This is a genomic window from Nonomuraea recticatena (genome assembly GCF_039533245.1).
Taxonomy (GTDB): Bacteria; Actinomycetota; Actinomycetes; order Streptosporangiales; family Streptosporangiaceae; genus Nonomuraea; species Nonomuraea roseola.
On record NZ_BAAATE010000012.1, the window covers coordinates 132,260 to 148,912 of the forward strand.

Consider the following 16,653-nt stretch of genomic DNA (forward strand, 5'->3'; position numbering starts at 1 on the left):
TGCTTATCACAGCGCGGGTCGCTAAAACATGACAGAGGATGTCGGACTTCAGCGGGAGGATCACGGCATGACGGAAACAGTCGCGCTGGTCACAGGCGCCACAAGGGGCACGGGAAGAGGCATCGCCGTCCAGCTCGGAGCGGCGGGGGCCACGGTCTACTGCACGGGACGCACCACCCGGCAGGGACGCTCGGAGATGGACAGGGCCGAGACGATCGAGGAGAGCGCCGAACTGGTCACCGCGGCGGGCGGCAAGGGCATCGCCGTCAGGACCGACCACCTGGTGCCCGAGCAGGTCAAGGCGCTGGTGGAGCGGATCGACAGCGAGCAGGGCAGGCTGGACGTCCTCGTCAACGACATCTGGGGCGCCGATCACCTGTGGTCGTGGGACACCCCCGTGTGGGAGCACGACCTCGACAAGGGGCTGCGCCTGCTGAGGCTGGCGCTCGACACCCACCTGATCACCAGCCACCACGCGCTGCCGCTGCTCATCCGCAGGCCGGGAGGGCTGGTCGTGGAGGTCACCGACGGCACGGCCGGCTTCAACGCCACCCGCTACCGCAACCCGATCTTCTACGACCTGGCCAAGACCGCCGTGAGCAGGCTGGCCTTCGCCCAGTCGCACGAACTGCGCCCGCACGGCGCGGCGGCCGTGTCGATCACGCCCGGCTTCCTGCGCTCGGAGATGATGCTGGACAACTTCGGCGTCACCGAGGAGAACTGGCGCGACGCCATCGCGCACAGCCCTGCCTTCGCCATCTCGGAGACGCCCGCCTACGTCGGCAGGGCGGTGGCCGCGCTGGCCGCCGACCCCGACAGGATGCGCTGGTCGGGCTCGTCGCTCTCCAGCGGCCAACTGGCCAAGGAGTACGGGTTCACCGACGTGGACGGCTCCAGGCCCGACGTGTGGCGCTGGATCGAGGAGGTCGAGGAGGGCGGCAAGGACGCCGCCCCCGCCGACTACCGCTAGCGGGGGCCGCCGCCCAGGGTGTCCTCGGCGTACAGGCCGGACATCCGGGCGGCCGCCTCGGCCACCAGGGCGCGCAGCTCGGGCGGGTCCAGCACCTCCGCCTCGGGGCCGAAGGCCAGCACCTGGGTGTAGGCGACCGCCGGCGACTCGACCGCCAGCACCACCGTGCCGTCGTCGCGGGCGGAGGCCAGCGCCTCCGGCAGCGCGGCGGGGTCGGCCACGTGCCGCAGCATCCGCAGCCCCGCGGGGCTGAGCCTCAGCGTGACCTGCGTCCTGAGCAGGGAGCGGGTGAACTGCTCCGACCGCTCGGCCCAGAAGGCCGCCAGGTCGAAGGCGGGGTCGCGGTCGAAGCGCCTGGCGGTGTCGACGCTCACCTCGGTGAACCTGTCGACCCTGTAGACCAGCAGGCGCTCCTTCGCGCGGCCCGCCAGGTACCAGACGCCCGCCTTCAGCACCAGCCCGTACGGCTCGACGGCGCGCGGCGCCTCCCTGTACCTCCCGCTCACGGGATGGTTCCCCCACACCGCCCTGGCCAGCGGCGCGAGCGACTCGGGCGGCGGGGTGTCGCTGGCGAACCAGCCAGGCGCGTCGAGGTGGAAGCGCTGGGCGGCGGTGGCGGGCGCGTCGCGCAGTCCTGGCGCCAGCGCGGCGGCCGCCTTGAGCCTGGCGGCCTCGGCGATCTCGCGCAGGCCCATGTCGCGCAGGGCGGCGGGCACCCCCGACAGGAACAGCGCCTCCGCCTCGGCCCTGTCGAGCCCGGTGAGCCTGGTGCGGTACCCGTCGACCAGGCGGTATCCGCCCGTTCTGCCCCTGTCGGCGTAGACGGGGATGCCCGCCTCCGACAGCGCCAGCACGTCGCGGTGGATGGTGCGCTCGGAGACCTCGAGTTCCTGGGCCAGCTCGCCCGCCGTCATCCCGCCACGCCCCTGCAGGAGGAGGACGAGCGACATGAGGCGGGCGGCGCGCACCATCCGATGCTACCCATCTCGGGTGATCCCGGCCGTCAGAGGACGGCGCAGCCGATCCTGACGGGGACCCGGGCCGAGAAGCGGCCCGACATCGTGTCGTACGCGTAGGCGTAGGCGTTGGCCGGCTTGCCCTTGGCCGAGCAGTCGAACTTGCCGGTCAGGTAGCCGAACGCCCCGCCCGGGTAGCCCGAGGCCTGCTTGGCGGTCACGCTGGCGTGCCAGTAGAGGGCGTCGTTGTGGCTCCACCTGATCGCCAGCTTGACCGTGCCGAAGTTGTAGTGGCTGCCGTTCAGCTTCAGCCTGGCGATGCTGTCGGTCGAGGTGGTGGTCGCGGTGCCGTCCCCGTTGTCCTTCGGCCCGATCGTGTACTTGGTGATCCACAGCTTGGCCAGCACCTTGCGCGCCGAGCTCTGGCCGTTGTCGGCCGCGGCCAGGTCACGCTGCCTGGTGGTGACACAGACGTCGTCGCCGTCGTAGGCGTTGCGCCAGACGTAGGGGACGACGCAGGTGTGCGGGCCGTACGCGCCGGTGGTCCAGCGGCCGTGCCTGGCGGCGTTGTCGGCGGCCACCTGGGTACGGGTCGCGGGGGTGACGCAGACCAGGTCGGACGGCTTGGCGACCCGCCACACGTATCCCTGGCGGCAGGTCTCGGGGCCGGGGTCGGCCGAGCCGGAGACGGCGGCGGAGGCCGCGGCGGGGGCGGTGACGGTCAGGCCGGCGATCGCGAGGACGGCCAGACCGAGCGAGGTGCGCTTCATGGTGCTCTCCTGAGGTCTCGGGGCCCCGGTCCGGCGGTTGCGCCCTGGGGCTCGCGACTCAGTTATGCACCGCTCTGCCTGCAACCTTCTTGCCGTCGATCACGGAAAGTGACCCGCAAGTAACTCAAGCCGCCGTCAAGGGCAGGACGAGCGAGGAAGGGCGCGAGGGGTCGTGGAAGACCTCGACGTCGGCGGGCACCCCCGGGGCGTCCCACCCGGGGGCGCCGGGGTTGCGGGCGATCGTCGGGTAGGCGCCGCTCGCCACGTGCACCCTGATCCTGTGCCCCTTGGCGAACCTGTGCGCGATCGGCCACAGGTCCACCGAGGCCCTGCGCACGCCGTCGGCGTCACCCCCGTCGGCCGCCGACAGCCGCCGCACCCCCTCGCAGACGTTCATGGAACGCCCGTCGGGATGCACGTCGCACACCCGCACGACCACGTCCACGTGCGGCGTGCTCGACCTGACGAACAGCTCGGCCGAGACCGGGCCGATCGCCTCGGCGTCCTCGCGCAGCACGGGGGAGGTGTAGACGAGCACGTCCCTGCGCGCCTCCAGGCGGCGCTGGTCGCGCGGCCTGGAGTCGGCCAGCAGCACGGGACCGCCGATCACCGGCGTCGGATGGGCGGGGTGGTACCTGTACCGGTCGGGCTCGGCCTCCAGCGGCCCGTCGGGACCGAGGCCGAAGGCGCGCTGCAGGTGCCAGCGCACGGGCCGCATGCCGGGCACCGGCCAGTCGGGATAGTCGCGCCACTGCCTCGCGCCCGTCACGTACAGCCGCACAGGGGAGTCCCGCAGCCCCGACCGGTCGCCCAGCAGGTGCGCGCGGAACCAGGCCAGCGACTCGGCCCTGGTCACGGGTCCATGCCTGACGTCGATGTGCCACCAGGGCCCGATCGTCAGGTACGGCTGCCGCCCCGCCGCCCGCATCGCCACGTAGTCGCGCAGCTGCCACGGCAGGAACACGTCGTACCAGCCACCCAGCATGGTGACGGCCGCCTCCACCCTCCCGACCTCGGCCGAGAAGTCCCGCCTGTGCCAGTACGGCACCGCAGGGTCGGCGTGGTGGGCGAGCAGGTCCCTGTAGAAGGGCAGCGCCTGGCCCGCCGACACCAGGTCCAGCTCGGCGACAGGCCGACCCGACAGCACCGCCCTCCTGGTCAGCCTGGGCGCGGTCAGTACCGACGCGCCGCCGAACCTGCGCGAGATCCCGTTGGTCAGTGTGGTCCAGCTCAGCGCCGACTCCAGTGCGAACGCCCCTCCCACGTAGGCGGCGTCCCTGAACTGGGAGGCGGTGATCTGCGTGGCCATCGCCTTGAGCTCGCCTCCCACGTAGGGGGCGATCGCCCACTGGGTGTAGCCGAGGTAGGAGGGGCCGTGCATCGCGAACGCGCCCGGATACCACGGCCTGCCGCGCAGCCACTCGACGGTGGCCATGCCGTCGTCGTGCTCGTCGCCGAGCGGGTCGAGCATCCCGCCCGAGCCGAAACCGCCCCTGCAGCTCTGGATCACCACCTGCAGACCATGGCGGGCGAACCCCCGCCCGTAGGCGTAGCCGAACAGGCCGCGCCTGCCGTACGGCGAGCGGATCAGGACCACCGGCGCGCGCTCGGCCCCGACCGGCACGTAACGGTCGGCGAGCAACGTCACGCCGTCCCGCATCGGGACGGCAAGGTCCCTCTCGACTCGAACCCGCATTACTAACCAGTAACAGACGGGCGGCGGCCTCGACAAGGTGAGTCCCGTCACCCCAGGCTACGGTCGCGTAGGGAGATCACCTGTTGGCAAACTATCCGGTCATGGGACGAATTGCGTCGTTTGTCGCTCTGGGGGACAGCTTCACCGAGGGTCTCGAGGACCCCGCCGACGAGGGCTACCGCGGATGGGCCGACCGGCTGGCCGAGCACATCGAGGCCGAGCAGCCGGGGCTCGCCTACGCGAACGTGGCCGTGCGCGGCAGGCTGATCGACGAGGTCGTCGGAGAGCAGGTGCCGATGGCCGTCGAGCTCGGCCCCGACCTGGTGTCCCTGTGCGCGGGAGGGAACGACATCCTGCGGCCGAGCAGCGGCCCCGACGTGGTGGCGGCCAGGCTGGAGCAGGGCGTGGCGGCGCTCACGCAGGCAGGCTCGAGGGTGATGCTGTTCACCGGCTTCGACCTGCGCGACGTCCCGATGATGCGGCTGGCGCACAGCAAGATCGAGATCTTCAACCTGCACATCCACGACATCGCGCGCCGCTACGACGCCTTCCTGGTGGACATGTGGCCCATGGCGGTGCTGCGCGACAGGCGGGCGTGGAACATGGACAGGCTCCACCTGTCGCCCGACGGGCACCGCAGGGTGGCCCTGCACGCGGCCGAGGTGCTCGGGGTGGCGGTGCAGGAGGACTGGCGCGAGCCGTACCCGCCGCTGCTGCCCGCCCAGTGGGCCGACGCCCGCCGCGAGGACCTGCGATGGGCGCGGCAGTTCCTCGGGCCGTGGATCAACAGGCGCATCCAGGGACGCTCCTCCGGCGACGGTGTCCGCCCCAAGCGACCCGAGCTGGCACCCCTGGTCAACCGCTGAAAACGGCGCGGTGTGTCCGCGTTGCGTGATCTCCGATCGGGCGGCTACCCTTGGGCTATGCGAATCGGCTTGCAGCTTCAGTGGTGGCGCCGCTCCTAGGCGGCGCCAGATTCGCATTCCTCAACGGACGGCCGCCCCGGAAGGCGGCCTTTCCTGTCTCCGCCCCGGGGCTCATGAGCTAGCAAGGGGCTTTGAGTGGAGACGAGCGGATATACCACCGCCGGGGGCGTCAGCGTCGAGCGCGAGGTCCGTGAGGTGCCCGAGGAGGCCCTCGAGCAGATCGTGACCGAGCTCGGCGAGCGACGCGGCGGCGCGTTCTCGTCGGGCATGGACTACCCCGGCCGCTACAGCCGATGGGCGTTCGGCTACGTCGACCCCTGCGTCGAGCTCGTCGCCCGAGGCCGCACCATCGCCGCGAGGGCGCTGAACGAGCGCGGCAAGGTGGTCCTGCCCGCCATCGCCTCCTGCCTGCTGGCCGCGGGCAAGCCGGTCTCCGAGCCGACCGGCGCCCACGTCGAGGTGCACATCCCCGAGTCGGAGGACCTGCTCCCCGAGGAGATGCGCAGCCGCCGTCCCACCGTCTTCACCGCCATCCGCGAGGTCATCGCCGCCTTCAAGGGCGAGGACCAGCACCTCGGCCTCTACGGCGCCTTCGGCTACGACCTGGCCTTCCAGTTCGAGCCCATCCGCCACGAGCTCGAAAGGCCCGCCGACCAGCGCGACCTGGTCCTGCACCTGCCCGACAGGCTCGTCGTCATCGACCGCCAGCGCGAGACCAGCGTGGAGTACCGCTACGAGTTCGTCGTCGACGGCGTCTCCACCAGAGGGCTCGAGCGCACCGGCGACACCTTCCCGCAGGTCGCCCCCACCGAGGTCCCGAAGGACCCGGAGAAGGGCGCCTACGCCACCGTCGTCGCGGCGGCCAAGGAGAAGTTCAAGCGCGGCGACCTGTTCGAGGTCGTGCCGGGCCAGGTCTTCCACGCCACCTGCACCGACCCCTCGGCCTTCTACCGCAGCCTGCGCCTGACCAACCCGGCGCCCTACGAGTTCATCATCAACCTCGGCGACGGCGAGCACCTGGTCGGCGCCTCGCCCGAGATGTACGTCCGCGTCACCGGCGACAGGGTCGAGACCTGCCCCATCTCCGGCACCATCGCCCGCGGCTCCAACCCCGTCGAGGACGCCGAGGCCATCCGCACCCTCCTGTCCAGCGTGAAGGAGGAGTCCGAGCTGACGATGTGCACCGACGTCGACCGCAACGACAAGTCGCGCATCTGCGTCCCCGGCACCGTCCAGGTCATCGGCCGCCGCCAGATCGAGCTCTACTCCCGCCTGATCCACACCGTCGACCACATCGAAGGCCGGCTGCGCCCCGAGTTCGACGCCCTCGACGCCTTCCTCACCCACATGTGGGCCGTCACCGTGACCGGCGCGCCCAAGACCTGGGCGATGCAGTTCATCGAGGACCACGAGGCCACCACCCGCAGGTGGTACGGCGGAGCCATCGGCTTCATCGGCTTCGACGGCTCCATGAACACCGGCCTGACCCTGCGCACCGCCCAGATCAAGAACGGCGTGGCCACCGTCAGGGCGGGCGCCACCCTGCTGTTCGACTCCGACCCCGAGGCCGAGGAGCGCGAGACCGAGCTCAAGGCCAGCGCCCTGCTCGGCGCGCTGGCCGCGGTCAACCAGCCCTCCGCCGTCCGGGAACGCCCCGTGCGCGACCAGCCGGGCCTGGGCATGAAGGTCCTGCTCGTCGACCACGAGGACTCCTTCGTCAACACCCTGGCCGACTACTTCCGCCAGGAGGGAGCCGACGTCGTCACCCTGCGCCACGGCTTCCCCGCGGAGATGATCGACCAGATCGCCCCCGACCTGGTCGTCCTGTCGCCGGGCCCCGGCTGGCCCTCCGACTTCGGCATGTCCGCCCTCATCGACCAGGTCTACGCCAGGGGCCTGCCGGTCTTCGGCGTCTGCCTCGGCCTGCAGGCCATGGTCGAGCACGCGGGCGGCGCCCTCGAACTGCTCGACTACCCCGAGCACGGCAAGCGCGGCCACGTCTCCCGCCTCGGCGACAGCGCCCTGCTGGAGGGCCTGCCCGCCGAGTTCGTCGCCGCCCGCTACCACTCGCTGCACGCCAAGCGGCCCGGCGTCGTCGGCTTCGAGGCCACGGCGCTGACCCCCGACGGCAACGTGATGGCGATCGAGGACGTGGCCAACAGGCGCTTCGCCGTACAGTTCCACCCCGAGTCGATCCTGACCGCGGAGGGCGGCGCGGGCGCGAAGGTGATCGCCAACGTCCTGCGGCTGTCACGCAGGGACTGAAGGACACGCGACCCCGGCCGCGCGGCCGGGGTCGCCCCAACGTACGCAGTGGGCAAAAGCCCGGATCTCGCCGGCGATCACGCTCTAGAGTCAGGCGCATGCTCCCCGTAGACCTGCCGGATGCGGTGCGCGACGCCCTGCTCGCCCCGCTCGTCGACCACCACTGCCACGGGGTACGCCGCGACGACCTCAGCAGGGCCCAGTTCGAGCTGCTGATCGGCGAGTCGCGCACACCCGCCCCGCCGGGAACCACACACTTCGACACCCCGCTCGGCGCGGCCATCCGCCGCTGGTGCGCCCCCGTGCTCGACCTCGAACCGCACGTCGCCCCCGCCGTCTACCTGGGCAGGCGCCAGGAGCTCGGCGCGGGAGAGGTCAACAGGAGGCTGCTGCAGGCCTCAGGGGTGGTCGCCTTCCTCGTCGACACCGGACTGGAGGCCCCCGACCTGCTCTCTGCCGCCGAGATGGGCCGCCACGGCGGCGCCGCGGCCGACGAGATCGTCAGGCTCGAGCAGGTCGAGCAGGACATCGCCGACACCGCGGCGGTCGCCGTCGACTACATGGACAGTCTCGGCGAGGAGCTCGTCGCCAGGGCGGCCCGCGCCGTCGGCCTCAAGTCGATCATCGCCTACCGCTGCGGCCTCGACTTCGACCCCTCCAGACCCAGCAGGGGCTCGGTCATCGCCGCCGCCAACCGCCGCCTGTCCGACCCGCGAGAGCGCCTGGTCGATCCGATCCTGCTGCGCCACCTGCTCTGGACCGCCGTCGACGTGGCCCGCGACCGCGCCCTGCCCATCCAGTTCCACACCGGCTACGGCGACGCCGACCTCGACATGTCGCGCGCCGACCCCGCCCAGATGACCGGCTTCATCCGCGCCCTGCAGCCGCTCGGCATCCCCGTCGTGCTGCTGCACTGCTACCCCTTCCACCGCCAGGCCGCCTACCTCGCCTCGGTCTTCCCGCACGTCTACGTCGACGTCGGCCTCACGCTCACCCACACCGCCGCGGGGTCGGCCAGGATCCTCGACGAGCTGCTCGAACTGGTGCCCTTCCACAAGCAGCTGTTCAGCTCCGACTGCTACGGCCTGGCCGAGGGCTGCCACCTCGGGGCCGTCTACTTCAGGCTCGGCATGGCCGGCGCGCTGGGCAGGCGCGTGGAGTCGGGGGAGTGGAGCGCGGCAGACGCCGCCCGCGTCGCCCACATGGCGGGCTCGGGCAACGCCCGCCGCGTCTACCGGCTTTGACCGCTCCCGCCGGCCTGTTCCGGCCGATTTCAGGGGCGATGCCCCGGCGCCAGCACGGGCTCCGGGGGCAGCCGCTCGGTCACCAGAGACACCTGGACGTCGCAGCGCGGATCGGCGCACTCGCATACGAACGGCCGGGCGGTCGTCTCGGAGGCGTCGGGGCTCCACGGCCGGGCGAAGAAGGCCCGGTACTGCTCGACCACCGCCTCGTTGGCCTCACGCAGCAACCGTGCCCGCTCCTCGGGCCCCCGCGCCAGCGGACCCGCCGCCAGCTCCGCGGCGAAGAAGCGCTCGACCTCGGGTAGCGCGTCCTCCCGCGTGATGACCGCGACACCGGCCCGCTCCACCTCCGCCTCGATCAGCTCGCCGAGGCGAAGGTAGAGCTCGGGCGCCCAGCCGGGCCCGTGCCGCGCCCTCAGCCTGGCCAGCCGTACCTCGGCGGGCGGCACCAGCCACACCGCCCTGCTGCCGGGGGGCAGCATCCCCGGCAGCACCTGCGTGCCCTCGGCCACGGTCAGCGGCGAGGACGGCAGCGCGCGCAGGTCGGCGACGGTCATGGGGCCGCGCTCGGCCTGCAGCCACATGGCCAGGCGCTCCTCCATCGGAGCGGCGGCGCGCTGCGCGGGCGTCAACTCCTCGAACCGCAGCGCGGCCGGATGACCCGCCTTGACGGCCAGGTCGCGATGCGCCCAGGTGCGGGCGTCGGAGTCGTAGCGCCGCAGACCGTGAAGGCGCGCCAGCCTCCTGGCCACGGTTGTCTTCCCCGATCCCGGCGGCCCCCCGATCCACAGCACGTTCACGTCAGGAGAGACTAGCCGGGAGCCGCAGTCAAGGCGCGGTGCGAGGGCCCGTTCTCTGTGACGACGGGCGTACGATGGCGGGCGGCCAGAACGCCGAGCACAAGGGGGATCCACTAAGTGAGCGACGAGCCGCGTTTCCTGAACGACGTCACGGTCGAACTCGTCAAGCACAGCGCGTCCGACACGGATGTGCTCTGGGCCGCCAGGGTGTCGACCGCGGGGGAGCAGTCACTCGAAGAGGTCGGCAAGGATCCCGAGCGGTCCAAGGGGCTGATCAACTATTTGATGCGCGACAGGCACGGCAGCCCGTTCGAGCACAACTCCATGACGTTCTTCGTCAGCGCCCCGATCCTGGTGTTCCGCGAGTTCATGCGTCACCGAGTGGGCTGGTCTTACAACGAGGAGAGTGGCCGCTACAGGGAGCTCCAGCCCGTCTTCTACGTGCCGGGCCATGAGCGCAAGCTCGTCCAGGAGGGCAAGCCGGGCCGCTATGTCTTCGTCGACGGCTCCCCCGAGCAGCACAAGCTCGTCACCGAGGCGATGGAGGGCGCCTACCGGCAGGCGTACGCCGCCTACCAGGAGATGCTGGAGGCGGGCGTTGCTCGCGAGGTGGCCCGCGCCGTCCTGCCCGTGGGTCTGTTCTCCACGATGTACGCCACCTGCAACGCCCGCTCCCTCATGCACTTCCTGTCGCTGCGCACCAAGAACGAGCAGGCCAAGGTGCCCTCCTTCCCGCAGCGGGAGATCGAGATGGTGGCGGAGAAGATGGAGGCCGCCTGGGCCGAGCTCATGCCCCTCACGCACGCCGCCTTCGTCGCCAACGGGCGGGTCGCCCCGTGAAGGTCCTCATCTCCGGCGGGGCCGGATACATCGGCAGCACCGTCGCCTCGGCCTGCCTCGACGCCGGCATCACGCCGGTCGTCCTCGACAGCCTGGTCACCGGGCGCGGGGAGTTCGCGCGGGGGCGCGCCTTCTACGAGGGTGACATCGCCGACGGCGGCCTGATCGACACGATCTTCGCCGAGCATCCCGACATCGAGGCCGTCGTCCACTGCGCGGCGCTCATAGTGGTGCCCGACTCGGTGGCCGACCCCGTCGGCTACTACCGCGCCAACGTGGCCAAGAGCCTCGACTTCGTCGAGCACCTGCTGCGCAACGGCTGCGAAAAAATGATCTTCAGCTCGTCGGCCTCGATCTACGAAGCGGGCGACGACTTCACCGTCGACGAGAGCTCGGGGCTCGCGCCGCAGAGCCCGTACGCGCGGACCAAGGCCGTGTGCGAGGGGATGTTCGCCGACATCAGCGCCACGCAGCCGATCAGGATCCTGTCGCTGCGCTACTTCAACCCGATCGGCGCCGACCCCAAGATGCGCACGGGACTGCAGCTGCGCAGGCCCAGCCACGCGCTCGGCAAGATGATCGAGGCGTGGGAGGAGGGCACGCCGTTCCAGGTCACCGGCACGTCGTGGCCGACCCGCGACGGCTCGGGCATCCGCGACTACATCCACGTGTGGGACCTCGCCACGGCGCACGTGGCGGCCCTCGAGCGGTTCGGCACCTTCACCGAGGACGTCATCAACCTCGGCACCGGCAGGGGAACCACGGTGCGGGAGCTGGTGGACGCCTTCAACGAGGTGGTCGAGCGGCCCATCGAGGTCGTGGAGACGGGGCCGAGGCCCGGTGACGTGGCGGGCGCCTACACCCGCACGGAGCTGGCCAGGCGCCTGCTGGAGTGGGAGCCTCGCCACACGGTGGCCGAGGGCATCAGGCACTCGCTGGAATGGGCCAGGATCCGCCCGGAGATCCTGGGCTGACGGGAGTCCGGGCTCGTTCCCGCGCCGAGGCGGCGTCCTCGCCCGCGGGAACGAGCCGGTGGCCCGCTGCAAAGCGCCTCGGCGGCAGGCGGCAGGGCGCGATATGCGAGGATGGCGGCCGTCCGGTGATCCCGAGCGGATCACGGTCTCGAGGATCGGGGGCCCTGCCATGGTCAGCGTCAGTGTGGAGACCCGGCAACAGACCGAGGAGCGCCTGCGCCAGGTGATCTCCATGGCCGACCTCACCGTGCACGACGGCGTGTGGCACTTCGAGGAGTTCCCCGCCGATCGCCCGCCGGAGCTCACCGAAGACACCCTGGCGGTGGTCCGCGACAGCGAGAGCTGGAGCAGGCTGGTCCCCCTGCCGCGGGACGGCGGAGAGTCCGAACGCTTCGGCGTCTTCTCCTTCCACTTCCCCGCCGACCTCGACAACAGCGGCTTCGTCGGCTGGCTGGCCAGCCACCTCAAGGCCGAGCTGGGAACCGGCGTCTTCGTCATCTGCGGCAGCAACCGTGCGCGCGGTGGCATCTACGACTACTGGGGCTGCCCCGTCGAGCTGCTGCAGGAGGCCGTCGCGGTCGTCGAGGCGCTGCGCGCCGGCTGACGGCCTGCTCGGGGATGGCCGGGATGGCGTCGCCCGGCGGCTTCGAGCGATGACCGTGAAAAGCGATGACCGTGAAAGCCGCATGCCGGGCTGTCCAGGTAGCGTGCGTCCCATGCCCGAGCTGCAGCGCCTCCGCTCCGACCACGCTTCCGCCCTGCTCGCGTTCGAACGGGAGAACAGGGCCTATTTCGCCGCCTCGATCCCCGACCGCGGTGACGCCTACTTCGCCGAGTTCGACGCACGCCACGCCGCCCTGCTGGCCGAGCAGGCCGCAGGGGTGATCCACTTCCACGTGCTCGTGGACGGCGACGGCGTGGTCCTGGGCCGCGTCAACCTGGTCGACGTGGCGGACGGCTCGGCCGAGCTCGGCTACAGGATCGCCAAGAGCGCCTCGGGCCAGGGCCTGGCCACCGCCGCCGTCCGCCAGGTGTGCGCCCTGGCCGCCACCGAGTACGCCCTGACGACGCTGCGAGCGGCGACGACGCTGGACAACCTCGCCTCGCAGGCCGTGCTGGCCCGCACCGGCTTCGTTCCCACCGGCGAGACCGTGCTGGACGGCCGCCCCGCGCTCGAGTACACCCTCGAGCTGAGCCGGTTCGGCGGCTGATTCCGCTCGCCGTCTGCCTCACCCCGCGGTCGTATCGTCACTCGCGGGCCGACCCCGCGGCTCCTTGGACGGCCCGCCCCGCCTCCGCGAGCGGGGCGGTGGCCGGCAGCCTGGCCTCCACCAGGGTGCCGCCACCAGGGCGGGAGGTGACGAAGCAGGAGCCGCCGAGCTCGGCCGCGCGTTCGCGCATCGACGAGGTGCCGACGCCCGCCCTGCAGTCCTGACGCAGGCCCACGCCGTCGTCCTCGACGCTGACCACGAACTGGCCGGCCTCGCGGACCAGGGCGATCCTGACCGACGACGCCCGCGCGTGCCGCCGCACGTTCGTCACCGCCTCCTGCGCGATCCGGTAGGCGGCCACCTCGACGGCCGCGGGCAGGTCGCCCAGCTCGCCGTCCACCACCACCTCGACGGCGGTGCCCTCCTCGTCGGCCCTGGTCAGCGTCGCCTCGGCGAGCTGCCGTACGGCCTGCGCCAGGCCGAGGTCGTCGAGCGCGGGAGGGCGCAGGCCGTACACCAGCTCCCGGATGTCGCCCGTGACCGCCTCCATGCCGCTGTGGAGGTCCTTGAGCAGGTCGTCCGCGGTGCCGGGAGCGCGCTTGATGCTGATGCGGGCGATGTTGATCGTCATGGCCATCGCGCCGAGCGTCTGCCCCAGGCCGTCGTGCAGGTCACGGCGGAGCCTGCGGCGTTCCTCCTCGCGGGCCGCCAGGATGCGCTCACGTGAACGTTGCAGGTCGGCCGCCATGCGCGCGGCATGCGCCACGTCGGCGACATACGGCAGCAGCGTCGCGATGACCCGCTCGTCGTGCGCCGCGGCGAACCTGCGCGCCCCCGGGCGGCCGATCAGCAGGCGTCCGACGGGCTCACCGTGCCAGACCAGGGGGATCTCGCGGGGCGAGGCGCCGACGTCGCCGCTCTCGACGGACAGGCCCCCGCTCACCCGTACGGCCGCGCCGTCCACCGCGAGGCCGTCCCGCACGACCTCGACGACCACGCTCAGGGCCTCGGCCGGGTCCGCGCGCCTGACCTCCTGCGTGAGCCGCTCGGCCAGCAGGCGCGGATCGCCGACGGGGCCGTACATCAGCCTGTCCACCGCCCGCTGCAGGAGGCGGCGCATCGGCTGGAAGAACGCGCCGGCGAACAGCGCCGCGGCCAGCCCCGCCACCTGGTGGTATCCGGCGACCAGCAGGCTCGACACGGCGCCCACGCCGAAGTAGACGCCGCTGACCGCCGCGATCAGGCCGGCGGCCACGAAGGCGCGGCTGACGACCGTGTCGATGCCGAACAGCCGGTAGCGCAGTATCGACACCATGAGCGCGACGGGGATCAGGGCGGTCCAGAAGACGGCGGGCGCCCAGTAGTCGTCGCCGAGCAGCAGGAAGACGATGTAGACGGCGAACGTGACGAGCGGCCAGGCGATCTGGCGGCGCATCGCGGGGTCGGCCCTGCGAAAGCGCGTGGCGAGCGCGATCAGCGCCACGACGACGCACACCTCCATGGCCAGGTAGGCCGCCTCGTAGAGCTGGAGGTGGACGGGCGCGAGCGCCTCGATCTTCAGCGGGTTCGGGATGACCGCGGGGCGGCGCAGCGCGCCGGGCGAGGGCTTCGGACGGACGGCGAGCAGGAAGGCGAGCGTGGCGAACACCGTCATGCTCACCGCCGCATGTACCCGCCACCCGGGCGAGGGCAGCCTGCCGTCCGGCGCGAGCAACGGCACGAGGACCGCGAGGATGCCGCCGCCGAACGCCCACATGGTCCCCGACGCGATGCGGAGCACGCCCGCCGTCTCCATCGACCCCGCGCCCGCCGCCTGGAACATCAACATCCCGGCGAGCACGCTGAGCCCCGCGAACAGCCCGCCCGCGCACATCAGCCAGCCCACGACGAGCCTGGGACGCCGCGCCACGACGAAGGCGCCGACGAGCGGGAAGGCGAGCCCGGCCGCGTGGTCGGGCGTGGCGGGGATGGACGGCCGCCACGCCTCGGGCAGCCGCGCCTGGATCAGTAACGCCACCACGACCGCGACCAGGGACACGACCGCGACACCCCACGCCATGACGCGCGCCAACGCAGCTCCCCGACCGTCCATCCGGGGATTATGTCCGCAATGAGGCAGCGCCCGCCAGCCGGGAGCGCGGGGCGGGACGCTGCCGATCACGGGGGAGCCGCTCGGGGTTCAGGCGCCGATGGCATCGGCCACTCGGCCGCGGTGCAGGCGGGCGGCCTTGGCCATGTTCCAGCCGAGTACCCCGGTGACCTTCCCGTCCCGGTGATAGAGCGCGACGAAGCGGTTCTGCTCGAGATCGCCCTCCACCACGTCCGCCCTGGCGTCTGGGGGGAAGAAGCCGTGTGCCTGGATCTTGGTGTCGTACTGGTCGGTCCAGAAATAGGGCAGGGGAAGGTAGGGCCGGTCCTCGCCGAGGAGGTTGGCCGCCACGATCTGGGCCTGTTCGACGGCGTTGGTCCTGTTCTCCAGCCGCAGCCTGCGATCCAGCTGCTCGTGGTGCCAGGAGGCCAGGTCGCCCACATCAGGCCGCTGACCAGCCGCCGTCCACCGGTACGATCGCTCCGTTGACGAACGAGGCGGCGTCCGAGGCCAGGAAGAGGGCGGCGTCGGCCATCTGCTCCGGCTGCGCCATCCGCTCGCCGAGTGCGAGCACGGGCGCGAGGCGGGCGGCGCCCGCGGGGTCGAAGCTCCCGACGCTCTCCGCTGAGGCGATGCCGGTCAGGGTGGGGCCGGGCAGGATGGCGTTGCAGCGGATGCCGTCCTTGGCGTACGCCCAGGCCACGCTGCGCGTCAGGCCGACGACGCCGTGTTTGGAGGCGGTGTAGGCGGCGCCGGCCGTCCCGCCCCTGATGCCGGCCTCGGAGGCGGTGTTGACGATCGCGCCCCTTCCCTCGCGCAGCATGTGCGGCAGCACCGCGTGGGTGACCAGGAACGTGCCGGTCAGGTTGACCCGGAGCACCCGCTCCCAGAGCGCCACCGGGATGTCGGCGGGCAGGGCCATGGTGTCCATGATCCCGGCGTTGTTGCACAGCACGTCGATCCGGCCGTACGCGCTGATCGCGCTCTCGACCAGCGCGTCCACCGACGCCTCGTCGGAGATGTCGGCGGCGGCCACGATGGCCGCGTCCCCGATCTCGGAGGCGGTCCGCTCCGCGCGTTCGCGGTCGATGTCGCAGACCACGACGCGGGCCCCGGCCTTGGCGAAGGCGAAGGCCATCGCCCTGCCGATTCCGGAGCCCGCGCCCGTGACCAGGCTGACGCGGTCGTCGAAGGCGAAGGTCGTCACGTGTTCGTCCTTTCGGTCGCGGCGCTAAGGCGGCCTGGCCGCGGGCGACGCCCCCGCCCGTGAGGTGCGCCGCGGCTCGGCCGCGGCCCGGGGCGACGTCAGCAACGGACAACCTTGTCCGGTTGCTACTGTAGGCGATGTGCACACTGCGCGTCGACCGAACAGAGGACCAAGCGCCGCGGCGGAGAACCGGGCCGCGCTGATAGCCGCGGCCTGCGAGGTCTTCGCCGGCGCCGGGTACAACGCGCCGCTCAGCATGGTCGCCCGTGCGGCAGGGGTCGGGCAGGGAAGCCTCTACCGGCACTTCCCCGATCGCGTCAGCCTCGCCCTCGCGGTGTTCGAGGACGCCGTGGCCGACCTCGAGGCCCTGGCCGGCGAGCCCGGCTCCACCCTGGCCGACGTCCTCGACCTGATCACCGAGCAGACCATCGCCTCGACCGCGTTCATCGACATGGTCAGCGTGCCCCCGATGGACCCCGATCCTCGCCTCATCCAGGTGCGCGACAGGGTGGCGAGGCTCTTGGCCGGCGCGCTGCCCGAGGCCCGGCGCGCGGGTCGCGTCCGTGAGGACCTCGGCCCCGACGACCTGGTCCTGGCCGTGGGCATGCTCGCCGGCGTGCTCGCCAAGACCCCCGCACCCGACCGGCGTGAGACCGCCGAACGGGTGTGGACGCTGCTCCGCAGGGGACTGGAGCCCTGACCGTG

General features: G+C 72.0%; 16 protein-coding genes. 9 read left to right on the top strand and 7 right to left on the bottom strand.

Annotation, left to right across the window (positions count from 1 at the left end; all coding sequences use genetic code 11):
• Window positions 1–67: 67 nt before the first annotated feature.
• Window positions 68–970 carry an SDR family oxidoreductase gene (locus ABFX50_RS23655; protein ID WP_346149527.1) on the top strand — a complete coding sequence of 301 codons (903 nt, stop codon included), beginning with the start codon at window positions 68–70 and terminating at the stop codon, window positions 968–970.
• On the opposite strand, the gene ABFX50_RS23660 is transcribed toward ABFX50_RS23655, so the two are convergent.
• The 3 genes from ABFX50_RS23660 to ABFX50_RS23670 all read right to left on the bottom strand — a co-directional run bounded on the left by ABFX50_RS23660 (window position 967) and on the right by ABFX50_RS23670 (window position 4,392).
• Window positions 967–1,938 carry a helix-turn-helix transcriptional regulator gene (locus tag ABFX50_RS23660; RefSeq protein ID WP_346149528.1) on the bottom strand — a complete coding sequence of 324 codons (972 nt, stop codon included), beginning with the start codon at window positions 1,936–1,938 and terminating at the stop codon, window positions 967–969. The two genes, ABFX50_RS23655 and ABFX50_RS23660, sit on opposite strands and share 4 nt — an antisense overlap.
• Window positions 1,939–1,973: 35 nt before the next feature.
• On the bottom strand, window positions 1,974–2,696 hold the full coding sequence (locus ABFX50_RS23665) for a hypothetical protein (RefSeq protein WP_346149529.1): 723 nt from the start codon (window positions 2,694–2,696) through the stop codon (window positions 1,974–1,976).
• 124 nt (window positions 2,697–2,820) lie between these two features.
• Window positions 2,821–4,392, bottom strand: a complete 1,572-nt coding sequence (locus ABFX50_RS23670) for a CocE/NonD family hydrolase (protein ID WP_346149530.1) — start codon at window positions 4,390–4,392, stop codon at window positions 2,821–2,823.
• A gap of 101 nt (window positions 4,393–4,493) precedes the next feature.
• Here ABFX50_RS23670 and ABFX50_RS23675 point away from each other — a divergent pair, with 101 nt between their 5' ends.
• From ABFX50_RS23675 to ABFX50_RS23685, 3 genes are all read left to right on the top strand, one after another.
• Complete coding sequence (locus ABFX50_RS23675; protein ID WP_346149531.1) at window positions 4,494–5,258, top strand: SGNH/GDSL hydrolase family protein; 765 nt, start codon at window positions 4,494–4,496, stop codon at window positions 5,256–5,258.
• A gap of 195 nt (window positions 5,259–5,453) precedes the next feature.
• Window positions 5,454–7,583 (top strand): anthranilate synthase component I, encoded by a 2,130-nt coding sequence (locus tag ABFX50_RS23680; protein ID WP_346149532.1) that lies wholly within the window; start codon window positions 5,454–5,456, stop codon window positions 7,581–7,583.
• Window positions 7,584–7,681: 98 nt separating this feature from the next.
• On the top strand, window positions 7,682–8,827 hold the full coding sequence (locus tag ABFX50_RS23685) for an amidohydrolase family protein (RefSeq protein WP_346149533.1): 1,146 nt from the start codon (window positions 7,682–7,684) through the stop codon (window positions 8,825–8,827).
• A 29-nt stretch (window positions 8,828–8,856) separates the two neighbouring features.
• Here ABFX50_RS23685 and ABFX50_RS23690 read toward each other — a convergent pair whose 3' ends face one another.
• Entirely contained in the window at window positions 8,857–9,627 is a 771-nt protein-coding gene (locus tag ABFX50_RS23690; protein ID WP_346149534.1) for an AAA family ATPase, read from the bottom strand.
• 117 nt (window positions 9,628–9,744) lie between these two features.
• Here ABFX50_RS23690 and thyX point away from each other — a divergent pair, with 117 nt between their 5' ends.
• The 4 genes from thyX (at window position 9,745) to ABFX50_RS23710 (ending at window position 12,652) form a co-directional block, all read left to right on the top strand.
• Entirely contained in the window at window positions 9,745–10,467 is a 723-nt protein-coding gene (gene thyX, locus ABFX50_RS23695) for an FAD-dependent thymidylate synthase (RefSeq protein ID WP_183661433.1), read from the top strand.
• Entirely contained in the window at window positions 10,464–11,441 is a 978-nt protein-coding gene (gene galE / locus ABFX50_RS23700; RefSeq protein ID WP_346149535.1) for a UDP-glucose 4-epimerase GalE, read from the top strand. Before thyX ends, galE begins: the two co-directional genes overlap by 4 nt.
• A gap of 169 nt (window positions 11,442–11,610) precedes the next feature.
• Complete coding sequence (locus tag ABFX50_RS23705) at window positions 11,611–12,045, top strand: DUF6196 family protein (RefSeq protein WP_346149536.1); 435 nt, start codon at window positions 11,611–11,613, stop codon at window positions 12,043–12,045.
• Between the two features lie 112 nt (window positions 12,046–12,157).
• Window positions 12,158–12,652 carry a GNAT family N-acetyltransferase gene (locus ABFX50_RS23710; RefSeq protein WP_346149537.1) on the top strand — a complete coding sequence of 165 codons (495 nt, stop codon included), beginning with the start codon at window positions 12,158–12,160 and terminating at the stop codon, window positions 12,650–12,652.
• A gap of 37 nt (window positions 12,653–12,689) precedes the next feature.
• On the opposite strand, the gene ABFX50_RS23715 is transcribed toward ABFX50_RS23710, so the two are convergent.
• The 3 genes from ABFX50_RS23715 to ABFX50_RS23725 form a co-directional block, all read right to left on the bottom strand.
• Entirely contained in the window at window positions 12,690–14,723 is a 2,034-nt protein-coding gene (locus ABFX50_RS23715) for a sensor histidine kinase (protein WP_346149538.1), read from the bottom strand.
• A 108-nt stretch (window positions 14,724–14,831) separates the two neighbouring features.
• Window positions 14,832–15,182, bottom strand: coding sequence for an oxidoreductase C-terminal domain-containing protein (locus tag ABFX50_RS23720; protein WP_346149539.1), 351 nt, complete (start codon window positions 15,180–15,182; stop codon window positions 14,832–14,834).
• Window position 15,183: 1 nt separating this feature from the next.
• Window positions 15,184–15,948 (bottom strand): SDR family NAD(P)-dependent oxidoreductase, encoded by a 765-nt coding sequence (locus ABFX50_RS23725; protein WP_346149540.1) that lies wholly within the window; start codon window positions 15,946–15,948, stop codon window positions 15,184–15,186.
• Window positions 15,949–16,087: 139 nt separating this feature from the next.
• On the opposite strand from ABFX50_RS23725, the gene ABFX50_RS23730 reads away from it, so the two are divergent.
• Complete coding sequence (locus ABFX50_RS23730) at window positions 16,088–16,648, top strand: TetR family transcriptional regulator (protein ID WP_346149541.1); 561 nt, start codon at window positions 16,088–16,090, stop codon at window positions 16,646–16,648.
• Window positions 16,649–16,653: the final 5 nt, after the last annotated feature.